The sequence below is a fragment of the Sphingomonas sp. CV7422 genome (assembly GCF_027945725.1).
Classification (GTDB): Bacteria; Pseudomonadota; Alphaproteobacteria; order Sphingomonadales; family Sphingomonadaceae; genus Sphingomonas; species Sphingomonas kyungheensis.
Window position 1 is genome coordinate 2,187,898 of sequence record NZ_CP115900.1, and the last position, 22,888, is coordinate 2,210,785.

A 22,888-nucleotide genomic window follows, 5' to 3' on the forward strand; every position below is an offset into this window, starting at 1 on the left:
AGGATGGAGGGCGACAGCCACGGGCGCGCGGCACCTTGCCCGCCCGCCGCGGTGATGCCAATCCCGTCGCGGCCAGCCCCACCGCCGCGCCGGCCGCTCCGACGGTCGACGCGACCGATCCGGAGACAGATGCTTATGCCGATCCCCTTCGACCCCGCCGATGCGCTCGGCAGCGACTGGCGCAGCGCGCGCTGGATCGGCCGCATCGACTTCGGCGCCGGCCCCAGCCCGGTGCTGATCGTCGACGGCATCGTGCATGACATGGCACGCGTCGCCCCGACCGTCGCCGACCTCGTCGCCGGCGGTCGCTTCGACGCGGCGCAGGGCGAGGCGGTTGGCGCCCTCGACGCGATCGGCCTGTCCGTCGACGGTTTGCCGCGGCTGCTCAGCCCGATCGATCTGCAATGCGTCAAGGCGGCGGGCGTGACCTTCGCGGTTTCGGCGATGGAGCGCGTCATCGAAGAGCGCGCCCGCGGCGATGCCGGCGCGGCGGCCGAGGTGCGCAGCCGCCTCGAAGGCCGGATCGGCGGCAGCATGCGCGCGGTCGTCCCCGGCTCGCCCGAAGCGGCGGCGCTCAAGCAGGCGTTGATCGACGAAGGCCTGTGGTCGCAATATCTCGAGGTCGCGATCGGCCCCGACGCCGAGATCTTCACCAAGGCGCCGGTGCTGGCGACGGTCGGCTGGGGCGCGGACGTCGGCATCCGCTCGGACTCGACCTGGAACAATCCCGAGCCCGAGGTCGTGCTGCTCGCCGGCCCCGACGGCAAGGCGGTGGGCGCGACGCTCGGCAACGACGTCAACCTGCGCGATTTCGAGGGGCGTTCGGCGCTGCTGCTCGGCAAGGCCAAGGACAATAACGCCTCCTGTTCGCTCGGCGCCTTCGTCCGCCTGTTCGATGCCGATTATACGATGGACGACGTGCGCGAGGCGGAGATCACGCTGCGCATCGAAGGCACCGACGGCTATACGCTCGACGGCGCAAGCTCGATGAACCAGATCAGCCGCGATCCCGGGGAGCTGCTCCGCCAGGCGCTGAGCGAGCATCATTATCCCGATGGCCTCGTCCTGTTCCTCGGCACGTTGTTCGCGCCGACGCAGGATCGCGACGTCGCCGGTCAGGGCTTCACCCACAAGGTCGGCGACACGGTGGCGATCGCGACGCCGCGGCTCGGCCGGCTGATCAACACCGTCAGCACCTCCAAGGCGGCACCGGCGTGGCGCTTCGGCATATCGGCGCTGATCCGCAACCTCGCCGGCCGCGGCCTGCTCGCATGACCCTTACGACGGAGACGACCTTGACGACCACCGACGCGCGTGCGGTTTACCCATCCCTGCGCGACAAGCGCGTGATCATCAGCGGCGGCGGATCGGGCATCGGTGCCGGACTGGTCGAGGCGTTCGTGCGGCAGGGCGCGCGCGTCGCCTTCGTCGACGTGGCGGTGGCGGACAGCGAGGCGCTGGTGGCGCGGCTCGGCGATGCCGCTTATCCGCCGCTGTTCCGCCGCCTCGACCTCACCGACCTGTCCGCGCTGGCGACGGTGTTCGCCGAGTTGCAGGGCGAGCTCGGCGGTGTCGACGTGCTGGTCAACAACGCGGCCAACGACGATCGCCATACCGTCGCGGACGTGACGCCGGCCTATTGGGACGAGCGGATGAACGTCAACCTGCGCCATCAGTTCTTCGCGGCGCAGGCGGTGATCCCGGCGATGAAGGCCGCCGGCGGCGGATCGATCATCAACTTCGGCTCGATCAGCTGGCATCTCGGCCTCGAAGACCTCGTCCTCTACCAGACCGCCAAGGCGGCGATCGAAGGCCTGACCCGCAGCCTCGCCCGCGACCTCGGCCGCGACAATATCCGCGTCAACGCGGTGGTGCCCGGCAACGTCAAGACGCCCCGCCAGGAGAAATGGTACACGCCCGAGGGCGAGGCGGAGATCGTCGCCGCGCAATGCCTCGACGGCCGGATCGAGCCGGCGGACATCGCGGCACTGGTGCTGTTCCTCGCCTCGGACGACGCGAGGATGTGCACGGCGCACAATTACTGGATGGACGCCGGCTGGCGGTGAACCGTTCAAAGGTGAGGGCGGACGGGCACCGCCTCACCCAACAGATAAGCACCCCGAATGCGCCTCCGGCTACCATACCGGCGGATTGTGCAATTTGATTCGATTACGCGATAGCGTTCCTGATCGCCCTATAATGCAGCAGAGCGTGGTCGCTCCAAATTGTAACCCGGCCATCTTGGTGGCCGTTGACGGGCGACCGCGTTTCTTGCCTGCCAATTAGGCGTGGATGACGGAACAGCATAATGACAGATCAAATTAGTCGGGATGACCTAAACAACTATATAGAACAGCTTGAGCGAAGACTGGGCGAGGCGGTAAATGCTTCCATCACATGCTCGCAAACGGCGATATCAGCTTATTACGCGTGCACAAAGCAGCTTCCTATCCTGCAATACTATGGAAATTTGCCACCGACTCTCCCAGAAGCCGTCATGGAGAAGGCTCAGCTACTGCCGAATCGGGAAGCCATCATCGCTCGGCTGCCAAAAGGCGGCCGCGGACTGGAGATCGGTACGCAACGGGGGAATTTCGCCAAACATATGCTCCAGGTTGCCGAGCCTGAACAACTTCATCTCGTCGATATAACTTACGATCTTTTCGACAAGCCGTGGTTCGACAACTACATTTCATCGTCTCAAGTAATCCTCCATGAAGGCGTATCGTGGTCTATCGTCAACGATTTTGAACAAGATAGCTTTGATTGGATCTACATTGATGCCGGTCATGACTACGAGAGCGTAACCAAGGATATCGTTGCATCTTGGGACAAAGTAAAACCGGGGGGCTATCTCATATTCAACGACTTTACATCATGGTCGCCTTTGGAAATGATCCCGTACGGCGTGATGCAGGCGGTATGCGAGTTTCAACTTGGACACGCTGAAGATTTTTCAATCGCTTGGTTCGCATTCCATCCGCAGGGGTATCACGACATAGCCCTTCGTCGCGAGAAGTAGACACTCGTAAACGGCAATCGAGAGGCGGGATAGCTCGCCGATCGCATCTGCGGGGGCTGGACTTGGGTGGTTGGCCGGGCCGGGCACGGATCGGAGCCCTGCGCTGTTCGATCCCTCGCTTTGTCGCTCATCTCTCCGTAGACGGACGATCGAACGGAGGGCGTGATGACGGCATTGGCGCGGCGGTGGTGGATCGGTTTGCTGGCGTTGGTAATGCTGGCGCTCGCCCTCCCCGCCGCCGCCCAGACTTCGCCGGTCGATGCCGCGACGAAGCAGCTCGCCGCCGCCGAGGCGGCGCTCGATGCGGTCGACAAGGCGCTCGACACCAAGGTCGATCGCGAGACGCGCGGCAAGTTGCGCGACCAGGCGCTCGGTGCGCAGAGCGATGCGCGCGACGCGGCCGAACAGCTCCGCGACCAGCTCGCGCTGATCGACGCGCGTATCGCCGGGCTCGGGCCGCCGGTCGCCGGCGTCGTCGAGGCTCCCGACATCCGCGCCGAACGTCGTTTGCTCGCGCAGGCGCGCAGTTCGCTCGATTCGAAGGTCAAGCGCGGTCAGCTCGTCACCGTCGAGGCGGGACAGCTCGTCACCGAGATCGACGAGACGCAGGCGGAAGAGATCAACCAGCGCATCGCCGCGCGGACGCCCTCGCCGCTTTCGCCGCATTTCTGGAGCGACATCGTCTCGGCGCTGCCCCGTGACGGACGGCGCGTGTCGAGCTTCGTCGGGCGCGGCTGGTCGCAGGTGCAGATTGGCCTGCGCGGCGGTTTCCCGATCGGCGCGCTGCTCGGCGGCCTCGCGGCGCTCGCGCTGCTGCTGCCGGTGCGGCAGGCGTTGCGGCGGCTCGGCCAGCGCTATCTGGTGGCCGATGCGCCGGGGCATCGCGTCCGCCGCTCCGCCAATGCCCTGTGGCGGGTGTTCGTCGGCACGGTGATGCCGATGGGGGCCGCCTTCCTGTTCGTCCAGGGGCTGCGCTGGTCGTCGCTGCTCGCGCCGTCGTGGAACGGGCTCGCCGACGCGCTCGTCGCCGCCGCCGGGTTCAGCGGCCTGATCGCCGCGGTCGGTGCCGCGTTCCTGATGGCGCGGCAGCCGTCCTGGCGGGTGGTGGCGCTGACCGACGCGACGGCGGCGGCGCTGCGTCCGGTCGCCTGGGGCTGCGCGGCGCTGACCTTCTTCGTCATCCTCGTCAATGCGTTCAACACCGCGGCCGGGGTGAGCCCGACCGCGCTGGTGACGACGCAGGTGATCGAGATCATCCTCCACCTCATCCTGATCGCCGGCACGCTGATCGTCATCGGCCGGCTGCGCGCCGCCGAGGCGGCCGACGGCGAGAGCGCGGCGGAAGCGGCGGCGAGCGCGGGGGTCGGCGCGATCACGCTGGCGCTGTGGCTGGTCGTCGCCGGCGCCGCCATCGCCTTGCTGATCGGCTATATCGGGCTGGCGATCGTCACCGTGCAGGCGGTGCTGTGGGCGACATTGCTCGCGGTCAGCACCTATCTGCTGATGGTGGTGATCGACGATGTCGCCACCAGTCTGTTCCAGCGGGACAGCCGCATTGGGCTGACGCTGCGCCACGGCATGGGGATCGGCGGCAGCGCGGTCGATCAATTCGGCGTGCTGCTGTCGGCGGTGCTGCGGCTCGCCGTGATCGTCGTCGCGCTCGGGCTGCTGCTCTACCCGTTCGGCGCGGGGTTCGGGTCGCTGCTCGACCGGGTCGGCGGGCTGGCGCGCGGCGTCACCGTCGGCGGCATCGCCATATCGCCGGGGACGATCCTGAAATTCGTCGCGGTACTCGCGCTCGGCCTGTTCCTGGTGCGCCAGTTCACCGCCTGGCTCGACCAGCGCTATCTGCCGAGCACCGATCTCGACATGAGCGTGCGCAACTCGATCCGGCTGGTCGCGCGCTATCTGGCGATCGCGCTCGCCGTTGTCTGGGCGCTCGCCTCGCTCGGTATCGGCATGGAGCGGATCGCGCTGCTGCTCTCGGCGCTGTCGGTCGGTATCGGCTTCGGCCTGCAGGCGATCACCTCCAATTTCGTGTCGGGCCTGATCCTGCTGGCCGAGCGGCCGATCAAGATCGGCGACCTGATCCGGGTCGGCACCGACGAGGGTGACGTCAAGCGGATCAGCGTGCGCTCGACCGAGATCGAACTCGCCGATCATTCGACGCTGATCGTCCCCAATTCGGAGCTCATCACCAAGTCGGTGCTCAACAAGACGCTCGCCGGGCCGATGGGGCGGATCCAGATCCACTTCTCGGTGCCGATCGCCACCGACGCCGATCGGGTCCGCACGATCGTGCTGGAGACGTTCGCGATCGAGCCGATGGTGCTCGATACGCCGGGCCCGGTGGCGCTGGTCGACGGCATCGCCGACGGGCGGATCGTCTTCAACTGCCTCGCCCATGTCTCCAGCCCGCGCAGCACCGGCGAGGCGCGCAGCAACGTCTTGCTGACGCTGCTGCGACGGATGCGGGAGGACGGCATCGACCTCGGCACGGTGCCGCAGCGGGTCGAATGGGTGACGATGCCGCCGCCATTCGGCGACGGCGCCAACGCCTAGCGTCGGATCAGCCGATCAGGCCGGTGCCGGCCTGTTTCCATTGCTGATAGGCATGACCCGCCGACGCCGCCACGACCGGCGTGGGGAGCGACGCGACCGGCATGCTGCCGCCGAGCCGGTCGATCACCGCGGCGCGGGCGCGGAAGACGCGGCTGCGCACCGTGCCCATCGGCACGCCGAGCCGCAGCGCCGCCTCTTCATACGACAGCCCCTCCTGTGCGACGAGGACCAGCGCCTCGGCCTGCCCCGGCGTGATGCTGTCGAGCGCCGCATCGAGATCGGCGAGCATCACGCCCGATTCCTGATCCGCCGGCGTGACCAGCCGGTCGTCGTCGACCGCCGGATTCCACGATACGCTGCGACCGGCGCGACGACGACCGCTGAGGAACAGGTTGCGCAGGATACGGAACAGCCAGGCGCGGAAGTTGGTGCCCGGCTGGAAGCGGCTGCGCGCCGCCCAGGCGCGGACCATCGTCTCCTGCACCAGATCGTCACCGTCGCCCTGATCGCGGCTGAGCTGCCGCGCATAGCGGCGCAGCGCGGGAAGCACCGCGTCGATCGCCGCGACAAAGCCGCGTTCGGTCGACACGTCTGGCAGCAGGGCGGCGGTGGTCATGCGGAACTCTCGACACGGGACGCGCGCACAATGAGTGACGCGGGGCGCTGCCCTTAGGCTGCGATCCTGAACGATTACAATACCGCCCGGTTCCTTTATTTTATTGCAGCGCAGCAATTCGGCGGCAGAGCGTAGAGACGCAGGAACACGTCGAAGCGGGCGGAGAACGCCCGGTCCTCGCACATCCCGCCGAGCGCCGTGTCGGGCGCGACGCAATAGCGCATGCGGTTGACCGGCCCGGCGAGCAGATCGAACAGCATATTGGCCATCACCTCGACATCGCCGGGTGCGAGCCGCGCCTGCGCCTGGGCGGTGGCGATCGCGGTCTTCATCGGCTCCATCAGCATGACGTGCCATTGCTGACGGCGGCGGGCGAACGCGACATCGGTGAGCGAGGCATGATCGATGAAGATCGCAAGACCGACATTCTCGGGCTTGCGCATCATATCGAACATATGGCGGGCGAAGGCGCGCAGGCTTTCGATCGGATCAGCGGCGGCGCTGGCGGTATCGCGCGCGAAGGCGTGGAGCTGGTCCATCTTGCGCCGGATCGCCGCGTCGATCAGCGCATCCTTGCTCGGGAAGCGGCGATAGATCGTCTGCTTGGTGACGCCGATATCCTGCGCCAGCGCGTCGATCGACAGCGTCGCATAGCGGGCGTCGCGCATCGCATCGATCGTGCCGTCGAGGATCAAGGCCTCGATCGCCAGCGCTTCCTCACGGCTCGGCCGACCGGCGCGCCGCTGCACCGTCGCCGCGCCGCTGTCGCGGCTCTGGTCGTCGATGGTCACCGTCATCCGTCCCTGCCCTGCTCCGTCCTGCCGCATCCGTCTCTGTCGCACCATGGCCACCGGCCCCGCGCATGTCCACCGCCGGCCCGTTGCCGCGACGCCGCCGAGCGCCTACGGGCGGCGGACAGGAGACCGGCGGTGACGACAAGCGAGACGTGGAGCGACGAAGTGCAGGGCGATCATGTCGCGATCGTCGGCGGCGGCTTTTCGGGCAGCCTGCTCGCGATCAACCTGATGCGGCACGACGGGCCGCGCGCGACGCTGATCGAGCGCCGCCCGACCCAGATGGCGCGCGGCGTCGCCTATAGCGCCGCGCATCAGGATCACCTGCTCAACGTCCGCGCCGGCAATATGAGCGCCCTCCCCGACGATCCGGACCATTTCGTCCGCTGGCTGGAGGGCAAGGCGCTCGGCGATGCGCGCACCTTCGTGTCGCGGCGCATCTACGGCGCCTATCTGCGCGAGATGCTCGATGCCGCGGTGGCCGCGCATCCGCAGCGGCTGACGCTGATCGAGGGGGAAGCCGTCGGACTGGCGCGGGACGATGGCGGCGTGACGGTGCGCCTCGACGACGGCCGCGATGTCGCCGCCGATGTCGCGGTGCTGGCGATCGGCAATCTGCCGCCGCATACGCCGCCCGGGCTCGATCCCGCCGCACTGCCGCCGGGCTGCTACCGCGCCGACCCCTGGGCCGGCGATATCAGCGAGGGGCTGGCGGCGGAGGACAGCGTGCTGCTGATCGGCACCGGGCTGACCGCGATCGATGCGGCGTTGTTGCTCGATGCGGCCGGCTTCACCGGGCAGATCGTCGCCATGTCGCGCCGCGGGCTGGTGCCGCGTGCGCATGCCGATACGCCGGCGCAACCGGGCCTGCGCGAACGCCCCGCGGGCGGGCTCGCGCAGCAGGTCGCGCAGCTCCGCACGCGCGCTGCCGCGATCGGCTGGCGCGCCGCGGTCGACGCGTTGCGACCGATGACGCAGATCATGTGGGGCGCGGCGGATGCGGCGACGCGCCGCCGCTTCCTGCGGCACCTCCGCCCCTATTGGGACGTGCATCGCCATCGCCTCGCCCCCTCGGTCGCCGCGAAGATCGCGGCTTTGCGCGACTCGGGGCGGCTGCACTTCGTCGCCGGCAAATCGGTGGCAGCGGCGGCCGACGGCGATCACGCCCTCTTCCACTGGCGACCGCGCGGCAGCGACGCGGTGACGACGACGCGCGTCGCGCGGATCGTCAACTGCACCGGCCCCCAGGGCGATCTGCTTCGCTCGGACGAGCCGCTGCTGCGCGGCCTGCTGCGCCAGCGGCTGATCCGGCCCGATCCACTGCGCATCGGCCTCGACGTCGATGCCCAGTCGCAGGTGATCGATGCCGACGGCCGGGCCGATCCGCGCGTGTTCTGCATCGGGCCGATGACCCGCGGTGGCCTGTGGGAGGTCGTCGCCGTCCCCGACATCCGTCAGCAGAACTGGACGCTGGCCCGCCGCCTCGCCCATGCGCAATGGGTCGGCGGCGAGGGCCTCTAACCCGCGCGCCTCACCAGTTGAGGCCGACGCGGGCGTAGAGATAGCGGCCGTTGAAGCCGAACGGCGAATAGGACGGGAAGCCGAGCACGCCGGTCGTGTTGTTCGCCGCGATCGTTCGGTCGGGATAGACGTCGAACAGGTTGCTGACGCCGAGCCCGATCTGCGCGCCCTTGGGAGCGGCATAGCGCAGCTCGAGGTCGGTGATCGCATGCTTGCCGGTGTGGACGTCGGCGGTGCCGCTGGCGAGCGTGCCGGGCTGGTTGACGTCGCCGTAATAGGTCACGCGGGCGAGCGCGCCGAGCCGGTCGAGCGACCAGTCGATCTGCCCCGTCACCTTCTCGCCCGGCGTCCCCTGTTCGAGGGTCAGGATGCGGCTGCGCGCGAACAGGGTCGGTGCCGGATCGAGCGTCGCGGTCGAGGTCGGCACGCGGGTGACGTCGATCGTGTTGACGTTGCCGGCGAGCGTGAAGTCGAAGGCGCCGGCTCCGTCGGTGGCGAGCCGGTAATGCGCGACCGCGTCGATGCCCTGGGTCGTCGAGGCGAGGCCGTTGAGGAAGAAGCGCGCTGCCGAGACGTTGTACGGTGCGAGCAGTGCCGCGACCTGGGTGCTGGCGGTCGCCTGGATATTCTCCGACAGGCCGATCTGGTCACGGATCTTGATGAGATAGCCGTCGACCGTCAGGTCGAAGCCGCCTGCGCGGATCACCGTGCCGACCGAGAAGTTGGTCGACTTCTCGGGCTGCAGCGGCAGGCCGCCGAGCGCGCTGCCGACGGAACTGACCGAGGGGAAGGTGCCGGTGAGGATCGGCACGCCGTTGGTCACCACCGACGCGGTCTGGGTGAAATATTGCTGCTGGAGCGACGGCGCGCGGAAGCCGGTCGAGGCGGTGCCGCGCAGCGCGAACCAGCGCGTCAGGTCATAGCGGAGCGATGCCTTGCCGTTCACCGTCGAACCGAAGTCCGAATAATCCTCGAACCGACCGGCGAGGCCGACCAGCAGCTTGTCGGTGACCTGCGCCTCAAGGTCGAGATAGGCGCTGCCGTTGCGGCGGCTGCGCTTGGTCTCATTGTCCGGCGAGAAGCCGCCGAAGCCCTGCGCGCCGGGCGCCGCCGACGCCAGAGCACCGGTGACGGTGCCCGCCGCCGGATAGCCGTAGGACGCAAGCTCGCCGGCGACGATCCGATAGCCCTCGCGCCGTCCTTCGAGCCCGAAGGCGACGTTCAGCGACTGGAAGACGTCGAACTGGCGGCTGACGTCGAGCCCGGCGACATATTGGTCGTAGATCGTCGCGCCGTCGTAGAAGTTGCGCGGCGTTGCCGAGCCATAAGCATAATTGGCGGAGTTAAGCGTCCGATAGTCGATCTTGTTGCGGCCGTAGCTCAGCGACAGGTCGACCGTGAAACCGGACACGTCACCCTTCAGCCCGACCGCCGAGTTGATGTCGCGCGACTTGGTGTTGATGATCGGCAGGAAGCCGTCGGCATAGCCGGCAAGCGCGAGCTGGGCGCGGGTGGCGGCGGCGGCGGCCGTCTGCGCCGCGGGGCTGATGCGCGGGAAGGCGGCGCTGCGGCTGTCGCGATCCTGATAGCCGCCGAACGCATAGAGTTTGAGATTGTCGGTGAGCGAGGTGCCGGCATTGACGAAGCCGGTATATTGCTCGACCTCGGGATCGCCATAGCGGCCGGTCACGCGATTGGGCGCGACGCGCAGGTCGATATCGGCGCGGTTGGTCGGCTGGCGCTTGGTATATTCGCCCGACACGGTGATAAAGCCGTCGTCGCCGAAGCCGATCCCCTGCCAACCGCTCGCAGTGACGGCATGTTCGCCCTTCACGTTACGCCGGTTGTTGGCGGTGTCAATCTGCGTGTCGTAGAAGCCGTATGTGACCGACGCGCCGCCGCCGCTGCGTGCCTCGCGCAGGCGCAGGTTGACGACGCCGGCGATCGCGTCGGAGCCATATTGCGCCGAGGCGCCGTCGCGCAGCACTTCGATCCGGTCGAGCGCGGCGGTCGGCACCGTGTTGAGATCGACCGCCGCCGAACCGCGGCCGATGCTGCCGTTGGTGTTGACCAGCGATGAGGCATGGCCGCGGATGCCGTTGATCAGCACCAGCGTCTGGTCGGGTGACAGGCCGCGCAGCGTCGCCGGGCGGATCGCGTCGGTGCCGTCGGTCGCCGACGGCCGCGGGAAATCGATCGACGGCGCGACGGCGGCGAGCGCGCTGGCGAGTTCGGTCGTGCCCTGCCGCTGCAGCGTCGCGCCACTCAGCACGTCGACCGGCGCGGCGCTGTCGAGGCGGCTGCGGCCGGCGGTGCGCGTACCGGTGACGACGATATCGTCGCTTTCGTTCGGCTGAGCCGCGGCATCGGCGACCGGCGCGGCCTGCGCGGCCTGATCGATCGCGGGCGGCTGCTCCTGACCGGCCGGCGCCGGCGCAGCCTGGGCGGCGAGCGCGGCGGAGCTTGCCGCGAGCAATAGTTCGCTGATGATCGTCACAAACAACCCCTTGGACTGGTGCGCTATTACGCGTGCAGCGCAGCATAGACCGGTCGGGCTGAGTTTGCGGGCGAAGAAAATCTATATCGCGGCGGAGCCCGTGCCGCGGCGCCCATCGCGATCGCCGCCCGGGCCATCTTTTGTAACATCGCCGCTCTGGCCGCGCACGCCCTCGCGACGCTAGGGGCGGCGGACGAGCAGATAGGGGAACTAAGGCGTTGAGACGCATCACTTTAACCTGCGCGCTGCCGGTGCTGGCGGGGATCGCGATGCCGGCGGCGGCACAGACGCTGACGCCGCTGGTCGAGGCGCGGCTGCGCGAAGAGCATGTCGTGCAGGACGGCCTGCCCGACAGCTCCGATGCGGTGACCGCGCGGATCCGCGCCGGCGTGCAGGCGAAGCACGGCGCCTGGACCGCGCTGGCCGAGGCGCAGGGCAATCTCGCGATCGTCGGCGATTATCATGACGGGCTGCACGGATCGGCGACGCAGCGTCCGCAGATCGGCGATCCGCAGAACATCGCGCTCTACCGCGCCCAGCTGCAATATCGCAGCGATCCGTTGACCGTGACCGCGGGACGCCAGCGGTTGCAGATCGACGACGAGCGTTTCGTCGGTGCCGCAGGCTTCCGCAACAACGGCCAGACGTTCGACGCCGTGCGCGCCGAGCTCAAACCGCTGCGCGGCGTCAAGGCGGACCTGACCTATGCGTGGAGCGTCCGCACGATCTGGGGGATCGACGGCGCCGGTGCGCGGCAGCAGGCGGTCGCCGGCGACAACGTCTTCGCGACGCTGGGCGTCGCGACGCCGGTCGGCACGCTGACCGGCTTCGGCTATCTCGTCGATCAGGACGAGCGGCTCGTCCAGGGCTATCGCCTGTCGAGCCAGACCTATGGCGCGCGCCTCGTCGGCTCGCGCCGCATCGGCGGCACGACGCTCGCCTGGAGCGCCAGCCACGCGCGGCAATCCGGCTATCACCGCAACCCCAACGCCTATGCCGCCGATTACTGGCTCGCCGACGTCGCGCTCGATCTCGCCGGGCCGAAGCTCGGCGGCGGCTACGAAGTGCTCGGCGCCGGACGCGGACGCAGCCGCGGCGCGACGCTGGCGAGCTTCCAGACGCCGGTCGCCTCGGTATTCAAGTTCCAGGGCTGGGCGGACAAGTTCACCACCACCCCGGCCGACGGAGTCCGCGACGCTTATGGCAGCGCCGGCTGGAGCTGGCCCCGGCTGGCCGGCCTGCGCGCAGTCAGCGTGCAGGCGATCTACCACCGTTTCGACAGCGACCGGCTGAGCCGCCATTACGGCAATGAGATCGACCTGCTCGCTCAGGCGACGATCGGCCATACCGTCGCCGGCCTGCGCTATGCCGACTATCGCGCCGACCGTTTCGCTGTCGATACGCGCAAGCTATGGCTCCAGCTCGACTGGGCGCTATAGGCGTCGACCCCGGAGGGAGCGGCGCATGACCTTGCATCATTGGTGGCTGTTCGTCGGCGCGGTGTTCCTGCTGTGCGGGACGCCGGGCCCGAACATGCTGCATATCCTGTCGCGCAGCGTCGAGCTCGGCGCCCGGCGCAGCGTCGCGGCGATGGCGGGGTGCCTGACCGCCCTCGTGCTGGTGCTCGCCGCCTCCGCCGCGGGCCTCACCACGCTGCTGCTGGCGATGCCCGGCGCGTTCACGCTGCTGCGCTATGCCGGCGTCGCCTATCTGCTCTACCTCGGCTGGCGGGCGTGGCGGGCGGAGGTCGCACCGATCGACGTCGGCGCGGCGCAATTGCCCCGCACCGTCTCGCTCGCGGCGCTGTTCCGCGGCGGCTTTGCGATCGGCATCAGCAACCCCAAGCTGATCCTGTTCGCCGCGGCCTTCCTGCCGCAGTTCGTCACCCGCGTCGCGCCGCAGGCGCCGCAGTTCGCGATCCTCGTCGTCACCTTCGCCGCGCTCGAATGCTTCTGGTACGGCGTCTATGCGCTCGGCGGGCGCTCGCTCGCCGCGCATCTCGCCGCGCCGCGGGTCAAGCGGGCGTTCAACCGCGTCACCGCGGTGATCTTCGTCGGCTTCGGCCTCGCGCTGCTCCGCTCGCATCCGGCGTGACGCTTTGCGAACCGCTCCACCGCTTCCTATCAAGGGAGCAAAGGAGATCACGATGAGCGACGACGCATCCGCCAATCAGCCCGCCGGCTATGTCCCGCCCCAGGTGTGGACGTGGGAGCCCGGCAACGGCGGCCAATTCGCCAGCATCAACCGCCCGATATCCGGCGCGACGCACGAGCGCGAGCTGCCGGTCGGCAAGCATCCGCTCCAGCTCTATTCGCTGGCGACGCCGAACGGCCAGAAGGTGACGATCCTGCTCGAAGAGCTGCTCGCCGCCGGCCACAGCGGCGCCGAATATGACGCCTGGCTGATCGAGATCGCCAAGGGCGACCAGTTCGGCAGCGGCTTCGTCGCGCTCAATCCCAATTCGAAGATCCCGGCGCTGCTCGATCGCTCGGTCGATCCGGCGATCCCGCTGTTCGAGAGCGGCTCGATCCTCTTCTACCTCGCCGAGAAGTTCGATGCCTTCCTGCCGCGCGACGCACAGGCGCGGGCGCAGACGATGAACTGGCTGATGTGGCAGATGGGATCGGCTCCGTTCCTCGGCGGCGGCTTCGGCCATTTCTATGCCTATGCGCCGTTCCGCATCCAATATGCGATCGACCGCTATGCGATGGAGACCAAGCGCCAGCTCCACGTGCTCGACACGCAACTCGCCGAGCGGCGCCACATGGTCGGCGACACCTATACGATCGCCGACATGGCGATCTTCCCTTGGTACGGCGGCCTGTTCGACGACATCTATTCGGCGCGCACCTTCCTGTCGCTCGACGATTACCCCAACCTGCGCCGCTGGCATGCGGAGCTCAGCGCGCGCGAGGCGGTGCGGCGCGGACGGATCGTCAACAAGGTGAACGGCGATCCCGCCGCCACCTTGCGCGAACGGCATGACGCGAGCGACTTCGACGCGATCCGTTATTGAACGGTGACCGGCGGCGCGGGTGAAGATCCTGCGCCGCCCGACTTTTTCCGCGTGATTGCGCGGAAATGTCACAAACAATGACCAAAGAGCCCCTGCACGCCGCAACGGCGGCACCGATCAGACGATCATCATCAATGGGGCCTTATGTTGACATCCGCTCTCGCCGCCGGCTCGGCGCTCGCATCGCTGTCGGTCGCGCTCGCCGCGCCTGCCACCGCGCAGACCAGCGCACCCGCCGACACCGCCGCCGCACCGGCCGAGCAGAGCGGCGCGACCACGCCCGAGCCTGCGGATCGCGACATCATCGTCACAGGATCGACGCGCGCGCAGCGCCGCTTCGATGCCTCCTATGCGATCAACACGGTGACGCAGACCGATATCGAGAAGATCGCGCCGGTCAATTTCGCCGACCTGATCGGCCAGCTTCCCGGTTTCCAGACCGAGATCACCGGCGGCGAGGTGCAGAACATCTACCGCATCCGCGGCCTGCCCAATGACGGCGGCTTCGTCAGCTTCCAGCAGGACGGCCTGCCGCTGTTCCACGAGAATGACGGCGTCTTCTTCCGCGGCGACGCCATCCTCAAGCCGGATCTGATGACCGAGCGGGTCGAGGTGGTGCGCGGCGGCCCGGCGCCGATCTATGCCAGCTATTCGGGTGCGATCGTCAACGCGATCGAGGTGACCGGGCGCGACACGGTGCGCGGCAAGGCGCAGCTGACGCTCGGCGACACCGGCCTCTATCGTGGCGACGTCGTCCAGTCCGGCCCGCTCGGCAACGATACCTATTACGCGCTCGGCGGCTTCGTCCGCTATCACGACGGCTATCGCGACAATGGCTTCCCCAATGACAAGGGCGGCCAGTTCCGCGCCAACATCAAGCACGACCTCGCCAACGGCTCGCTGCGGCTGAGCGTCAACTACGTCAACGATCACAACGTCTTCTATCTGCCGATCCCGACCGCCGATCCGCGCAACCCGGCGGTGTCGCTGGATCGCTACATCGATTATTTCAGCGGCACGCTCAATTCGCCGGCGCTGCGCAACGTCGATCTGCGCTATCGCAACGGCGCCGGCGTCGTGCAGAACGAGGCGAGCGACCTCGGCGACGGCCGGCATATGCGGATGGTCAACATCGGATCGCAATATGATGCCGAATTCGACGGCTGGCTGGTTTCCGCCAAGGCGGGCTTCACCATGGGGCGGCTCGACTTCACCGCTTTCTATTCGACCACCAATCCGGCCGATGCGACCACCTTCCCGAGCAGCTATGCGAGCAAGGCCGCCGCGGCCTTCGGCCCGGTCGCCTCGTTCGGCTATGTCCTCGCCGGCACCAACACCATCTACGATCCCGCCGCCGCCTCCGGTCTCGTCATGCAGGGCCAGTATCGCGACGTGCGCTCGCGCTTCTATTCGAACCAGGCCAATCTGTCGGTCGCCAAGAAGTTCGACACGCCGATCGGCAGCCACGACCTCAAGCTCGGCGTCTATGGCAGCCTGTACGGTGAGGACAGCCGCACGATCTATCAGAACTATCTGATCGAGGTGGCGAGCCGCCCGCGCCTGCTCGATCTCGTCGCCTATAATGCCGCCGGCGCGCGGATCGGCCGCGTCACCGATAATGGTGCGCTCAACTATGCCGCGACGCTGACCCAGGGCGACTCGGACGCCAAGATGGCGGCGGTGTCCGCCAACGACACGTGGGAGATCATCCCCGGCCTGCGCATCGACGCGGGCATCCGCTACGAAGGCTATAGCTACAAGGGCTATGCGCTGCTCACCGGCGCGGCCAATCTCGGCGACCCGACGACGCTCGCCGATGATTCGACGCGCGCCTTCACCGGCGGCATCCTCAACCAGCGGCTGCGCACGCATGCGACCAACTGGACGGTCGGCGCCAATTACGACTTCAACCGCCATATCGGCATCTATGGCCGCGCCGCACACCTCGAAACGCCGCCGAGCGTGCAGACGGTGATGAGCATCAACCCGACGATCATCACCACAATCGCCAACCAATATGAGGCGGGGCTCAAGCTCGCCGCCGGCCGGTCCTACCTCTACGTCACCGGTTTCTATACCAATTTCGATCCGCTCAACGCCTCCTTCCTCGCCTTCGACCCGACGACCGGACGCAACGACGTCAACGTGCCGTTCATCGGCAAGGCGAAGGTCAAGGGCGTCGAGTTCGACGGTGCGCTGGCGGTGACCAAATGGTTCATGCTCAACGGCGCGCTCACCGTCAGCGATCCGACCTATCGCAACTTCCAGAACGCCAACGGCGCCGACCCCGCCCTCGCCGAGGGCAAGCAGATCATCCGCCAGCCCAAGATCTACGGCAACATCCGCCCGAGCTTCGACTTCGATCTTGGGGACAATGCGATCTCGCTCTACGGCCGCTACACCTATATGGGGAAGCGCTATGTCGACTTCTACAATCGCACGGCGCTGCCCGCTTATGGCACGACCGGCGCGGGTGTGACCGTGCGGCACGGCAGCTGGCAGTTGCAGGTGGTCGGCGACAATCTGTTCAACGCGCATGGCCTGACCGAGGGCAATACGCGCACCGATCAGGTCAGCGGCCAGGGCAGCCCCGAAGCCATTTATGGCCGGCCGATCTTCGGCCGCAACGTCCGCCTCGTCGTCGGTCGGTCGTGGTGAGGCGGGCCGCGCTGGCGGCCGCGCTGATGCTGGCGACACCGGCCGTCGCCGGCGCGCCGCAGGCCGTGATGCAGGCGCCGGTCGGCGATCGCGTCACCGCGGCGCTGTCGGCGCGGCTGTTCCCGCTGCTCGACGCGGTCGGCGCCGATCCGGCCGCCACCGCCCGGCTGACGGCGCAGCCGCAGATCGCCGCGATGCTCGCCGGCCGTGCGGCGCGGCGTACCGCCTGCGCCGCGGACCTCGCCTGCCTGGTGCAGGCGCTGGTCTGGACACCGGAGGAGAGCGCGACGCTCGCCGCCGCGCTGCCCGCCGGGCTCAGCCATGCCGATGACGGCGCGGCGGCCCAGGCGCTGCGCGAGACGGGCGGGATCAACACGATCCTGCGCGATTACGGCTTAGCGCAGGTGCCGCGTTATCCGCAGATCGACGGCGCCGGACCGATCGATCCGCTCGAACTGCGCGCGCGGGTGCAGGCCGCCGATTGGCTGGCGCGGACCCCGCGGGCGCGATCGGCGCAGGCGATCGACCCCAGCGTCGACTTCGCGCTCGCCCTGCTCGACGGTAGCGACCGGACCGACGCGATCGGCTTCGACCCGCTCACCGGCGGGCGCAACGCCGCGGCGACCGCGCGCGCTAGGCGGCTGGACTGGACACGCTGGCACTACACCGCGCTGATCCTCACCGGCGTCGGGCCGGAAACGCCCGACATGCCGCTCAGCCCCTATGGCAAATACCATATCCGCCTCGCCGCCGAGCGGTTCGCGCGCGGTGATATCGCGACGATCATCGTCACCGGCGGCCGCGCCCATCCGCGCGCGACGCGCTTCACCGAGGCCGAGCAGATGCGTCAGGCGCTGATCGACCGCTATGGCATTCCCGCCGACGCGATCCTGATCGAGCCCTATGCGCGGCACACCACCACCAATTTGCGTAATGCCGCGCGGCTGCTCGCCGCGGTCGGTGCGCCCTTCGATCGCGAGGCGCTGATCGTCTGCAATCCCGGGCAAAGCGAGATGATCACCAGCGCCGCCTTCGCACAGCGCAATCAGAGCGAGCTCGGCTACATGCCGGGCCGCATCGGTGCACGGCTGTCGCCGACCGAAGTCGAATTCCGCCCCTCGCCGTCGTCGCTGCGGATCGACCCGCGCGACCCGCTCGATCCCTGACCCGGAGCCTGCCGATGCGCCCCGCCCTCCTCGCCCTCGCGTTCGCGCTGCTGCCCACCCCGGCCTTCGCCTGGGGCGGCACCGCGCATGCGGTGATCGACCGCGCCGCGATCGAGGCGATTCCCGCCGATGGCCCGGTCTTCCTGCGCCGCCACGTCGATTATATCGCCGCCTCCGCCGCGCTGCCCGACAGATGGCGCAACAATGCGGAGAATTTCGCCAAGATCGAGGAGGACCCGAACCACGGCTGGTTCCGCGAGCAATTCGCCTTCCTCAAACCGATCCCGCGCTCGCGCTACGCCTTCGTGATCGCGCTGTTCAAACGCTATGAGGCGATCAAGGCGAGCGACCCCGCCACCGCGGCGCGCACCAACGTACGCTGGACCGGCACCCTGCCCTATGCGGCGATGGAGGCCTATCAGCGGATCATCGTCTGCATGCGCCAGGTCCGTGCCGCGCAGGCGACCGGCGGCGACCCCGCCTTCGCCGAACAGCATTGCGCCTTCGACGTCATCCGCCTCGGCCATTATATCGGCGACGGCGCGCAACCGTTGCACGATTCCGTCAACAGCGACGGCTGGCGCGGCCCCAATCCGCGGCATTACACGACCGACCGTTCGATCCACGGCCGCTTCGAAAGCGGCTTCGTCGACGGCATGAAGCTGACCGTGGCGGACATCGCGCCGCGGCTCGGCACGCCCGGCCATCGCACCGGCGACATGTTCGACGCGATCCTCGCCTTCCTCGATACCGCCGGCAACCGGATGGAGGAGGTCTACCGGCTCGAACAGCGCAACGGCTTCCACGATTTCGCCGATCCGGACGTGCGCGCGCTCGTCTACGAACGCACCGGCGCGGGGGCGGCGATGCTGCGCGACATGCTGTGCCGCGCCTGGGCGGAGAGCGCGACGCCGCCCGCACGGATCACGCCCGAGCCGCTCGACTTCACCAATCCGGCGTTCGATCCGGAGACCGGCTCCGCGCCGGGCTGATTTGCGAAACGCTGCCATTCCGGGTGAAGCCTTGCGGCCGGCGGCGCCAACGCCCAGCTTCGTGCGATGAAGAACATCGGCTTTCTATCCTTCGGCCATTGGTCGGACGCCCCCGGTTCGGCGACGCGCACCGCGCAGGACGTGCTGCTCCAGTCGATCGACCTTGCCGTCGCGGCGGAGGAACTCGGCGCGGACGGCGCCTATTTCCGCGTCCACCATTTCGCGCAGCAGCTCGCCTCGCCCTTTCCGCTGCTCGCCGCAGTGGCGGCGCGGACGAAGCGGATCGAGATCGGCACCGGCGTCATCGACATGCGCTATGAGAATCCCTTCTACATGGTCGAGGATGCCGGCGCGGCCGATCTCATCAGCGGCGGTCGCCTGCAACTCGGCATCAGCCGCGGGTCGCCCGAGCAGGTGATCGAGGGCTGGCGGCATTTTGGCTATGGACCGGCCGCGGGTGAGAGCGATGCGGACATGGGCCGGCGCCACGGCGAGTTGTTCTTCGAGCTGCTCGCCGGCAAGGGTTTTGCCAAGCCCAATCCCCGACCGATGTTCCCCAATCCGCCGGGGCTGCTGCGGCTCGAACCGCATGCGCCGGGCCTGCGCGAGCGGATCTGGTGGGGCTCGGGCAATGACGCCACCGCCATCTGGGCGGCGCGCAAGGGGATGAACCTGCAAAGCTCGACGCTGAAAGCGGACGAGAGCGGCGAGCCCTTCCACGTCCAGCAGGCGAAGCAGATCCGCGCCTATCGCGCCGCCTGGGCGGAGGCCGGCCATGCCCGCACCCCGCGCGTATCGGTCTCACGCTCGATCTTCGCGCTGATGACCGATCGCGACCGGCAATATTTCGGCCGCGGCGACAGCAGCGATCAGATCGGCGTGATCGACAATATGCGTGCCGTCTTCGGCCGGTCCTACGCCGCCGAGCCCGAGGCGCTGATCGAGCAATTGCGTGCCGACGAGGGCATCGCCGAGGCCGATACGCTGCTGCTCACCGTGCCCAACCAGCTCGGCGTCGCCTATAACACGCATGTGATCGAGGCGATCCTGCGCCACGTCGCGCCGGCGCTCGGCTGGCGCTGAGCGCGGTCAGCCGGCGTCGGCGGCGGGGCGGCTGACCTTCCAGAACATCGCATAGCCGAACAGCCCCGACACGATCGAGGCGACCAGGATGCCGAGCGCCGCCTCTTCGGTCTGCACCGCATCGGTGAAGGCGAGCTCGGCGATGAACAGCGAGATGGTGAAGCCGATGCCGGCGACGCCGCCAATGCCAAGCACCATCGGCCAGGTCACGTCCTTGGGCAAGGCGGCGCGACCGATCTTGGTCGCCAGCCAGCTCGCGCCGAGAAAGCCGAGCGGCTTGCCGATCACCAGCCCGGCGACGACGCCGCCGGTCAGCGGCGAGTGCACCGCCTTGCCGATCAGCTCCGCGGAGAAGTGGATGCGGACGTTCGACAGCGCGAACAGCGGCAGCACGACATAGGACACCCAGGGTGTGAGCAGCCGCACCAGCCGGTCCGCCGCCTCGTCGGTCGCCGCCGCCATCTCGTGGATATAGCCCAGCCGGCGCTGCGCCTTGTCGCGCTGCTCTTCCTCCTCCGCCGGATCGTCGGCGCGTTCGGCGGCGGCCTGTGCTTCCTTGAAGCGGTCGACCGGGTCCTGCACGCGCTTCGCGAACACCGCCTCCGACAGGCGCGAGCTGGTCGGCAGCAGCAGCCCGACCGCGACGCCGGCGATCGTCGGATGCACGCCCGATCCGAACACGCCGATCCACACCACCAGTCCCAGCAGCACATAGGGCACCGATGCGACCCAGCGCAGCCGCAGCAGCGCGAGGATGCCGGAATAGGCGCAGCCGGCGAGCGCCAGGAAGCCCCATGCGATCGACGTGGTATAGGCGAAGGCGATGACGAGCAGCCCGAACACGTCGTCGATCGCCGCAAAGGCGAGCAGCACCGCGCGCACCGCCATCGGCAGCCGGGTGGTGAACATCGCGACGATGGCGAGGCTGAAGGCGGTATCCATCGCCGCGACCACGCCCCAGCCATGCGCCGCATCGGTGCCGTGGTTGAAGGCGACGTAGAGCGCGACGGGAACGACGAGGCCGCCGATCGCGCCGGCGATCGGGAAGACCGCGGTACGCAGCGAGGCGAGCGAGCCCTTGACGAATTCGCGCTTCACCTCGGTGCCGACGATCAGGAAGAACAACGGCATCAGCGCATCGTTGATCCATTCGGCGGCGGGGCGGGCGACGCTCCAGGCGCCGTAGCTGAGTCGCAGCGGCCGATCCCACATCCGCGCATAATCGGCCCCGATCGGGGAGTTGATCGCGACCAGCGCGATGATCGTGGCGATCAGCAACGGTCCACCCGATACCTGCCCGATCGCGAAGAACGGCTCCATCTTCTGCAAAATCGCCGCGGCGGGCGAATGGTGCGCCCGTGCCGCGACACGCCCGGACAGGCGGGGGTTGAGAGCCATGATAATCCTGTTTGCCAAGCGGACGTTATCGATACGGTTAAGCGCCGCCATGCGTTCCCCGCCGCCTGATCGAACCCACGTTCGTCGCGCTGCCACTTGCCGGCCCGCGCCGATACATTGCTCCGACAAGAGGCGAAAACGGCAAACGTGTGTTACAAATGTTTCAAGATTTGCGCGGTCCACCGTTTTTCGCAAATTGACCTTTGACTTTACCTCGATCAACTGCATGAACGCTTGTCGCCGCGTCTCCCCCAAGACGTCGGCGCGATATGTCCGACTAAGCGAGAACCCCCCGATGACGACGGAAACCAACACGGTCGAGCTGGCCACCGAATTGACGATCGCCTGGCTCAGCAACCCCAACACCCGCACCACCGCCGATGACGTGCCCGCCTTCCTCCAGTCGATGCACGCCGCGGTCGAACGACTCGCCAGCCCAGAAGCCGGTGACGGCGATACGGCCTCGCCCGAGCATGTGCCGGCGGTGTCGGTGCGCAAGTCGCTCGCCTCGCGCGATCACATCATCTCGATGATCGACGGCAAGCCCTATCGCACGCTGCGCCGCCACCTGACCACGCACGGCCTGACGCCGGACGACTATCGCGCACGCTACGGCCTGAAGTCGGATTATCCGATGGTCGCGCCCTCCTACAGCGAGAGCCGCAGCGCGATGGCCAAGACGATCGGCCTCGGCCGCAAGTCCGGCCAGAAGCGCGAGGACGGCACCGACGCCCCCAAGGCGCCGCGCAAGAACGCCAAGGCGGCGTTGCAGGCCGCCAAGGATACGCTCGGCACCGAAGAATAAGACAGTCGGGGCGGCACCGCTATCGCTGCCGCCCCTGCCCCGCGCACGCGGCGTCTAGGCTTTCCGCCAGGTCGATGATCGGGCGCTTCACCAAGCCACTCCGATATTCCCGCGCAGGCGGGAATCGAAAGGCCAATCAGACCCACCGCTTGCGGGCCGAAGAACACTAGGCGCCCGCCTTCGCTGGAGCACTGGCAGGTCTGCGACCGTCTTGCTTCGCTCGAAACCTGAACCAGCCGAAGCAGAAAAAAGGACCGTGCCGCCTCCGGTTTAAGCCGAAGCGGTCACCGCCGCCACAGGCCGGGCACCTGCGGGAGGTCCCGCAAGCGCCGAAGATTCCGCCTATTCGAGATCGTTCTCGCTGATCACGATCAGCGACTGGTCCGGATTGCGCGCCAGCGCGGCCAGCCCCGCCTCGGCGATCTCGTCCGAGAAGCGGTTGAACATCTCGACCGCATCGTCGTCTTCGGGGGCATCGCCGCTCAGCGCCTCGAGCACGTCATATTGCACCGCGAACTGCAATTCTTCGGCGTCGACCTCGCCGGAGAACTCCACTTGCCGTTCGTTCGGATTGTCGAGCACGGATGCGGTGTCGATGTCGAGCTTGTCTGCGGCCACGGGATACCTCTTTGGTTCTGACTGCCCCGCGATTGGCGGGGATCGCCGGATAGCGCAAGGCGCGTGTCGATGTTCCGTGGCGGTGCATCGCCATCGCGCGCGCGCGACGTGACACACCTTGCCAGCGGCCGTCGCGATGC

At 68.1% G+C, this 22,888-nt stretch carries 18 protein-coding genes; 13 read left to right on the forward strand and 5 right to left on the reverse strand.

Translation table 11 applies throughout. The features are described 5' to 3' along the window. Nucleotides 1–135 precede the first annotated feature (135 nt). The 4 genes from PBN85_RS10670 to PBN85_RS10685 all read left to right on the forward strand — a co-directional run bounded on the left by PBN85_RS10670 (nt 136) and on the right by PBN85_RS10685 (nt 5,584). Nucleotides 136–1,275 carry a fumarylacetoacetate hydrolase family protein gene (locus PBN85_RS10670; protein WP_271300879.1) on the forward strand — a complete coding sequence of 380 codons (1,140 nt, stop codon included), beginning with the start codon at nt 136–138 and terminating at the stop codon, nt 1,273–1,275. Further along, complete coding sequence (locus PBN85_RS10675; RefSeq protein ID WP_271298944.1) at nt 1,272–2,066, forward strand: SDR family NAD(P)-dependent oxidoreductase; 795 nt, start codon at nt 1,272–1,274, stop codon at nt 2,064–2,066. The genes PBN85_RS10670 and PBN85_RS10675 overlap by 4 nt, the downstream gene beginning before the upstream one ends. Nucleotides 2,067–2,308: 242 nt before the next feature. Then, nucleotides 2,309–3,022 carry a class I SAM-dependent methyltransferase gene (locus PBN85_RS10680; RefSeq protein WP_271298945.1) on the forward strand — a complete coding sequence of 238 codons (714 nt, stop codon included), beginning with the start codon at nt 2,309–2,311 and terminating at the stop codon, nt 3,020–3,022. Nucleotides 3,023–3,187: 165 nt separating this feature from the next. Further along, nucleotides 3,188–5,584 (forward strand): DUF3772 domain-containing protein, encoded by a 2,397-nt coding sequence (locus tag PBN85_RS10685; protein ID WP_271298946.1) that lies wholly within the window; start codon nt 3,188–3,190, stop codon nt 5,582–5,584. A 7-nt stretch (nt 5,585–5,591) separates the two neighbouring features. Here the strand turns inward: PBN85_RS10685 and PBN85_RS10690 are convergent, their stop codons facing one another. Then, complete coding sequence (locus tag PBN85_RS10690; RefSeq protein ID WP_051583478.1) at nt 5,592–6,200, reverse strand: RNA polymerase sigma factor; 609 nt, start codon at nt 6,198–6,200, stop codon at nt 5,592–5,594. Nucleotides 6,201–6,295: 95 nt separating this feature from the next. Continuing rightward, nucleotides 6,296–6,991: a TetR/AcrR family transcriptional regulator gene (locus tag PBN85_RS10695; RefSeq protein WP_271298947.1), complete on the reverse strand. Its 696-nt coding sequence runs from the start codon at nt 6,989–6,991 to the stop codon at nt 6,296–6,298. A 138-nt stretch (nt 6,992–7,129) separates the two neighbouring features. Here PBN85_RS10695 and PBN85_RS10700 point away from each other — a divergent pair, with 138 nt between their 5' ends. Then, nucleotides 7,130–8,515, forward strand: a complete 1,386-nt coding sequence (locus tag PBN85_RS10700; protein WP_271298948.1) for an FAD/NAD(P)-binding protein — start codon at nt 7,130–7,132, stop codon at nt 8,513–8,515. A 10-nt stretch (nt 8,516–8,525) separates the two neighbouring features. Here the strand turns inward: PBN85_RS10700 and PBN85_RS10705 are convergent, their stop codons facing one another. Continuing rightward, a complete protein-coding gene (locus PBN85_RS10705; protein ID WP_271298949.1) occupies nt 8,526–11,012 on the reverse strand; it encodes a TonB-dependent receptor plug domain-containing protein in 2,487 nt (828 codons plus the stop codon). Between the two features lie 218 nt (nt 11,013–11,230). Here PBN85_RS10705 and PBN85_RS10710 point away from each other — a divergent pair, with 218 nt between their 5' ends. The 7 genes from PBN85_RS10710 to PBN85_RS10740 all read left to right on the forward strand — a co-directional run bounded on the left by PBN85_RS10710 (nt 11,231) and on the right by PBN85_RS10740 (nt 19,927). Further along, on the forward strand, nt 11,231–12,451 hold the full coding sequence (locus PBN85_RS10710; RefSeq protein WP_443026739.1) for a hypothetical protein: 1,221 nt from the start codon (nt 11,231–11,233) through the stop codon (nt 12,449–12,451). Between the two features lie 25 nt (nt 12,452–12,476). Continuing rightward, on the forward strand, nt 12,477–13,106 hold the full coding sequence (locus PBN85_RS10715) for a LysE family translocator (protein ID WP_271298950.1): 630 nt from the start codon (nt 12,477–12,479) through the stop codon (nt 13,104–13,106). A gap of 52 nt (nt 13,107–13,158) precedes the next feature. After that, a complete protein-coding gene (yghU, locus tag PBN85_RS10720) occupies nt 13,159–14,028 on the forward strand; it encodes a glutathione-dependent disulfide-bond oxidoreductase (protein ID WP_271298951.1) in 870 nt (289 codons plus the stop codon). A 144-nt stretch (nt 14,029–14,172) separates the two neighbouring features. After that, entirely contained in the window at nt 14,173–16,686 is a 2,514-nt protein-coding gene (locus tag PBN85_RS10725) for a TonB-dependent receptor (RefSeq protein ID WP_271298952.1), read from the forward strand. Further along, a complete protein-coding gene (locus PBN85_RS10730) occupies nt 16,680–17,852 on the forward strand; it encodes a YdcF family protein (RefSeq protein WP_443026740.1) in 1,173 nt (390 codons plus the stop codon). The genes PBN85_RS10725 and PBN85_RS10730 overlap by 7 nt, the downstream gene beginning before the upstream one ends. A gap of 14 nt (nt 17,853–17,866) precedes the next feature. Beyond that, nucleotides 17,867–18,844, forward strand: a complete 978-nt coding sequence (locus PBN85_RS10735) for a nuclease (protein WP_271298953.1) — start codon at nt 17,867–17,869, stop codon at nt 18,842–18,844. Nucleotides 18,845–18,910: 66 nt separating this feature from the next. Continuing rightward, a complete protein-coding gene (locus PBN85_RS10740; RefSeq protein WP_271298954.1) occupies nt 18,911–19,927 on the forward strand; it encodes an LLM class flavin-dependent oxidoreductase in 1,017 nt (338 codons plus the stop codon). A gap of 6 nt (nt 19,928–19,933) precedes the next feature. On the opposite strand, the gene nhaA is transcribed toward PBN85_RS10740, so the two are convergent. Continuing rightward, on the reverse strand, nt 19,934–21,325 hold the full coding sequence (gene nhaA / locus PBN85_RS10745) for a Na+/H+ antiporter NhaA (RefSeq protein WP_271298955.1): 1,392 nt from the start codon (nt 21,323–21,325) through the stop codon (nt 19,934–19,936). Between the two features lie 295 nt (nt 21,326–21,620). Between nhaA and PBN85_RS10750 the strand changes: the two genes are divergently transcribed. Next, nucleotides 21,621–22,130: a MucR family transcriptional regulator gene (locus tag PBN85_RS10750; RefSeq protein ID WP_037534867.1), complete on the forward strand. Its 510-nt coding sequence runs from the start codon at nt 21,621–21,623 to the stop codon at nt 22,128–22,130. A 342-nt stretch (nt 22,131–22,472) separates the two neighbouring features. Here PBN85_RS10750 and PBN85_RS10755 read toward each other — a convergent pair whose 3' ends face one another. Next, nucleotides 22,473–22,748 carry a DUF1488 family protein gene (locus PBN85_RS10755; RefSeq protein WP_037534868.1) on the reverse strand — a complete coding sequence of 92 codons (276 nt, stop codon included), beginning with the start codon at nt 22,746–22,748 and terminating at the stop codon, nt 22,473–22,475. Between the last annotated feature and the right edge of the window lie 140 nt (nt 22,749–22,888).